The organism is Streptococcus orisratti DSM 15617 (genome assembly GCF_000380105.1).
In the GTDB taxonomy this organism is placed as follows: domain Bacteria; phylum Bacillota; class Bacilli; order Lactobacillales; family Streptococcaceae; genus Streptococcus; species Streptococcus orisratti.
This window is the reverse complement of the sequence record NZ_KB904519.1, coordinates 1-4600: the sequence shown is the minus strand read 5'-3', so window position 1 is coordinate 4600 and position 4600 is coordinate 1. Positions and strand designations below refer to the sequence as shown.

The following is a 4600-nucleotide window of genomic DNA, read 5'->3' as shown; positions in this document are numbered from 1 at the left end:
ACTAGAACTTACTTTGAGACGCCTCAGAGCCAGTAACTTTAGTGTACTCTTTTTTTCAACTATTTCAAGCCTAAAACACCCTTGAATCTGCATTTTAGGCAAAAACAGAACTTAGTCTGAGACTAAATTCTGTTGGTTTTATGCAGTTTTCTCAGAGTAACTTCTGGAAGGACGGGAACTAGAACTTACTTTGAGAATTTACCTATCATGGTATAATACCAATTGTATTCTGGAAGAAAGCCTATAATACCTAAAAAGAGTCTATCTTACAGTCATTACAGCACTTAGCAAATCCTTCTACTTGCTGATAACATTATGCTAAGCATATCTCTCAAGTCAAAATAAAAATCCTGCGGTGATAGTTATCCCAAATAATCTCGTTTTAGCTCTAAAGATGGAGGAAGAAGCCGATGTTAATTTGCAGCAGTTACTTAATCAAAAATATCAGAAGTAATTGAAATAGAAAGTTCAGAAAGATTTTATGAAATTGTCAAAGAAATTGCTCGCCGTTCCAGCACTTTTATTAACACTTTGGGGGTGCTATAAAATTGAATTTAATCTAATTACATACTCAGGCTACTATGCCCAGCATCTCCCGCATAAGAAAGGCACAAACCCTGAGTTAATTTTTACCCTAAAGCATCTCTATTATCTAGAAAAGCCTAAAAATTCACACTTAAGGTATGATTATGATGGGGCTAACACCATAATTGTAGATGAGAAATACTCTATTTCCAGCTATAAAAATCCAGAAATTCTTTTATTTAATGAAAAAAGTATCTCTATCTATTATGATTTTGACAAGCAGGGTAAGTTTTTATTTAAAGAAGTAATTGATAATACCATTAACGATTTTAAACACAGCGAGTCTGACAAAAGCAAGAAAGAAGCCGAAAGCTATGTTGAACGAGCTATAACACCAATTCTTAGAGTACAGCCAAAACCAAAACTTAATCTACAATGGTTATTTAACCTGATATACCAACGCAAATTTGAATAGAGAAAAGACCGAAACACAGCAGGCACAAAATGATAAAAACAGTTTTGAATACTTTGTAATACTCATTCACACCTCAACATGATATGAAATTTTTCCATCTACAAATGACTTTTTGGGACAAACTTGCTTCTATGGAAAATTTTAGTATTATAAGAACCTGTATTTACAAGTAAAGTTCTTTTATCTAGGAGAGCCTTTTTCGCTAATCAAGGTAGGTTTTTTCAAAATACCGACTGTATTTTGAAAAAACTAACGATGCATAGCTCAAAAAACTAGCCTTATATAGAAGTGCTGAACTGTGACTACAAGTTCTAAGATTTCAATTACAACTGCATCTAATCTCACGTTAAAATTTTTACATGATCAGAAAACATTTTATTTACACTAAACTGAGCAATCCTATTGCGTTCATTAAAGGCTTTCTGTTATAATGGTTAAGAACTAAATAAAGGAGAAATCTAATGATTAAAGAACTTAAAGAGTTTTTGTTTAAAGGCAATGTCTTGGATCTTGCTGTTGCTGTTGTCATGGGTGCTGCTTTCAATGCCATCATCACATCACTTGTAGGTGATATCATCACACCTCTGATTCTTAATCCTGCCTTGAAAGCAGCTAATGTAGAAAACATTGCTGATCTTGCATGGAATGGTGTAAAATATGGTAGCTTCCTAAGCGCTATCATCAATTTCCTTATTATTGGTACAACACTCTTCTTCGTTGTCAAAGCTGCTAACCACGCTGTATCACTTGGCAAAAAAGAGGAGGTCGTTGAAGAAGAGGAAGCTGCACCAACTCAAGAAGAATTACTTGCTGAAATTCGCGACTTGCTTGCCAACAAATAATGTCTTCAGAACCACTGCATTTTGCACTGATAACTCTATAAACAAAAGGAGCTGAGCGCTATTGTCTCAGCTTCTTTTGTTTAGGAAATCAAAAAAACCAGAGAAATCTCTCTAGCTTTGTTATTCTAAACTTAGAATTTTTTACGTTTGCGAGCTGCTTCTGATTTACGTTTACGTTTTACAGAAGGTTTTTCGTAGAATTCACGCTTACGTGATTCTTGAAGAGTACCAGCTTTAGTCACAGAACGCTTGAAACGACGAAGTGCATCGTCAAGTGATTCATTTTTACGAACTACTGTTTTTGACATGTTTTCACCTCCTCAAGATATTGTAACATTTTCACCTTCCCTACTAGGATACCTAATTTTTAGAGGATTGTCAAGAAATCTCTAACTTTTTTTTCAATCTTTTCTTTAGTATCAGAGTCGCTTACTCTGTAAAAGTCGGTAGTCATTCGATTTCTAAACCAAGTTAATTGACGTTTTGCAAATCGGCGTGTATTTTGTTTAAGTTTATCTGTGGCCTCCTGCAATGATTGTTCACCCGAAAAATAGGGAAATAACTCTTTATAGCCTATAGCACGTGCCGCTTGTACCTGAGGAAAATTTTCATATAACCACTGAGCTTCTTGTAAAAGCCCGTTTTCTAACATAAAATCTACACGCTTGTTGATACGGTCATAAAGAAGCTGTCTGTCATCATTTAGACCAATAAGTAGAGCATCATAGTTGGTCTCCTTGTTTTCCATAACTTGTCCGAACTTAGCTAGCTCTAGTGCTCTCATAGCACGGCGACGGTTTAGTTGAGGGATATCAAGACCCAGCTCTGCTATTTTCCCAAATAAGTCGTCATCAGACAAATTGTCCAGCTGCGCTCGATAAACCAGTACTTGCTCTTGGTCAACCTCACCCCCTAAATGATAACCTTCTAGCAAACTTTGTAGGTAAAGTCCGGTCCCCCCCACAATGATAGGGAGTTTTCCACGGTTATAAATATCTATGATGGCAGCTTTCGCTTCCTTCACAAAGTCATAAACCGAGTAGTTTTCATCTACATCACGCACATCAATCAGATGGTGCACTGCTTCCGCCTGTTCTTGTACTGTTGCTTTGGCCGTCCCAATGTCTAACTTGCGATAAACTTGTTGACTGTCCCCTGAAATAATTTCACCATTAAAAGCTTGAGCTAACTCAATTCCTAAGGCCGTCTTTCCTACTGCTGTCGGACCAACAACTACTAGAATTTTAATTTTTTCTGACATTTTCTCTCTTTCCTGAAAACTCAGTCCTAGGTCTGATTTTTTCACCATTATGATACTTTCACTTGAAATTTAAACCATTTTTCGTTACCATTATTATAACATAAGATGAAGAGACTTATAGTCTAATCTATTTCATCGATAAGGAGACTACTATGGCTAAAAAATTTGCATTTGTAAAAGGACTTGCTACTGGTGTTGTCGGAACTGCTGCTGCAGTTGCTGGCGCTGTTTATGCCGTCAAGAAAACAATCATTGACCCAGAAGAAGAAAAAGCTGCTTTCATTCAAGAAAACCGCAAGAAAGCAGCACGTAAACGCGTGTCACACTAAGTCTATAAAAAAGCCGTTCTGCTACGGAGCGGCTTTTTTAGTTTAAAAATGTCTTGATGGCCACTGCTACTTTCTCATAGGCATAATCGTGCACATAGTGGGGAACATTGAGTGAAATGATCTGGCTACCCTTGACTTCTTTGGCATAGTCTTTTTGAAGTTGCTGCCATCTTTTACTGCCAAGATTTGTTCCTTGACCATTTGATGTAAATAAGAGCGTTGGTACTTGTGGAATTTTTCCTTTTTTGACCAGACGAGAATTGGCTTTAATGGCCTTGACTTCTTGGACAACATTATCTGACAGCGGTCTTCTATGAAAAATAGCTCTATAGCTTGATTTTTCCTGTTCAGTCAACTGATTATGTTTAAACAGTCCTTTATCTACTATCTTAGGAAACCAGCGGGTAAGCCCCAGCGAAGCAATGGCATGCAGCCAATCAATCAGAGGCGGATTCAGCGGATAATTATCGTAAACCGCTGGCACGGCCATGTCTAAACCGATAATCGCTGACACTTCATCAGGATATTGTTGCGCCCAATAGATGGCCTCAATTCCAGAAATAGAATGGGGTAGCAACACATAAGGTCCTTCTACACCTGCCTTCTGTAGGGCAGCTCTGCTATTTTCCAAAATTTTAGCAATAGGACGCTCCTCTTTTACGTCATCAGAAAAGCCATAACCAAACTTTTCGATCACCACGATACGGTAAGAGTCGGTCAGTCGAGAAGTCAGAGCCTTAAAGTCCAAGATAGGCGAGGGCGTGCCCCCACCTGAGAGAAAGACGATCGTCCTATCCCCTTTTCCCGCGATGAAAATACTCATCTTATGCTCGTCCACTTCTACTAGCTTACCCAGTGGCTTCATCAAGTTCTGCTCTTTTTGCAAGAGTTTGCGGTGATGGTGATAACTTACTGACAAGATCAGTAAAAAAAGCAGAACAATAGAAACAAGTATTTTAAACCCCACTTGTCAAGTCAAGTGCAACAAGTTCATTGATAACTAGAGTTCCAGAGGTTAAGCTGTTTGGGCTAGCCCAAACAAAATATTTGCGGTTTTATACTTGTGAAGTCGTCTAGGTCTGTCATTGATAGCAGAGACGTAGTGATTGAGTTCTTCTGTCGTTAGTGAGTTAAGAGAGACACCTTTTGGGAGAAACTCTCTCAAGAG

At 37.9% G+C, this 4600-nt stretch carries 6 protein-coding genes and 1 pseudogene; 3 read left to right on the top strand and 4 right to left on the bottom strand.

Annotated features, from left to right (window positions below):
- Window positions 1-481: 481 nt before the first annotated feature.
- Together A3I7_RS0111315 and mscL are read left to right on the top strand one after the other, a co-directional pair.
- Window positions 482-1000 carry a hypothetical protein gene (locus tag A3I7_RS0111315; protein WP_018376856.1) on the top strand — a complete coding sequence of 173 codons (519 nt, stop codon included), beginning with the start codon at window positions 482-484 and terminating at the stop codon, window positions 998-1000.
- Between the two features lie 461 nt (window positions 1001-1461).
- A complete protein-coding gene (gene mscL, locus A3I7_RS0111310; RefSeq protein ID WP_018376855.1) occupies window positions 1462-1842 on the top strand; it encodes a large conductance mechanosensitive channel protein MscL in 381 nt (126 codons plus the stop codon).
- A gap of 131 nt (window positions 1843-1973) precedes the next feature.
- On the opposite strand, the gene rpsU is transcribed toward mscL, so the two are convergent.
- Both rpsU and miaA read right to left on the bottom strand, forming a co-directional pair.
- The gene (gene rpsU / locus A3I7_RS0111305) at window positions 1974-2150 is read right to left on the bottom strand and encodes a 30S ribosomal protein S21 (RefSeq protein ID WP_000048058.1); all 177 of its coding nucleotides are present in this window, start codon (window positions 2148-2150) and stop codon (window positions 1974-1976) included.
- Between the two features lie 59 nt (window positions 2151-2209).
- Window positions 2210-3103 carry a tRNA (adenosine(37)-N6)-dimethylallyltransferase MiaA gene (gene miaA, locus A3I7_RS0111300; protein WP_018376854.1) on the bottom strand — a complete coding sequence of 298 codons (894 nt, stop codon included), beginning with the start codon at window positions 3101-3103 and terminating at the stop codon, window positions 2210-2212.
- Between the two features lie 152 nt (window positions 3104-3255).
- On the opposite strand from miaA, the gene A3I7_RS13845 reads away from it, so the two are divergent.
- Complete coding sequence (locus A3I7_RS13845) at window positions 3256-3432, top strand: DUF3042 family protein (protein WP_018363455.1); 177 nt, start codon at window positions 3256-3258, stop codon at window positions 3430-3432.
- 37 nt (window positions 3433-3469) lie between these two features.
- Here A3I7_RS13845 and A3I7_RS0111290 read toward each other — a convergent pair whose 3' ends face one another.
- Both A3I7_RS0111290 and A3I7_RS14240 read right to left on the bottom strand, forming a co-directional pair.
- Window positions 3470-4297 carry an alpha/beta fold hydrolase gene (locus tag A3I7_RS0111290; RefSeq protein WP_018376853.1) on the bottom strand — a complete coding sequence of 276 codons (828 nt, stop codon included), beginning with the start codon at window positions 4295-4297 and terminating at the stop codon, window positions 3470-3472.
- 150 nt (window positions 4298-4447) lie between these two features.
- Window positions 4448-4600: pseudogene (locus A3I7_RS14240) on the bottom strand (IS30 family transposase); the annotation flags it as partial.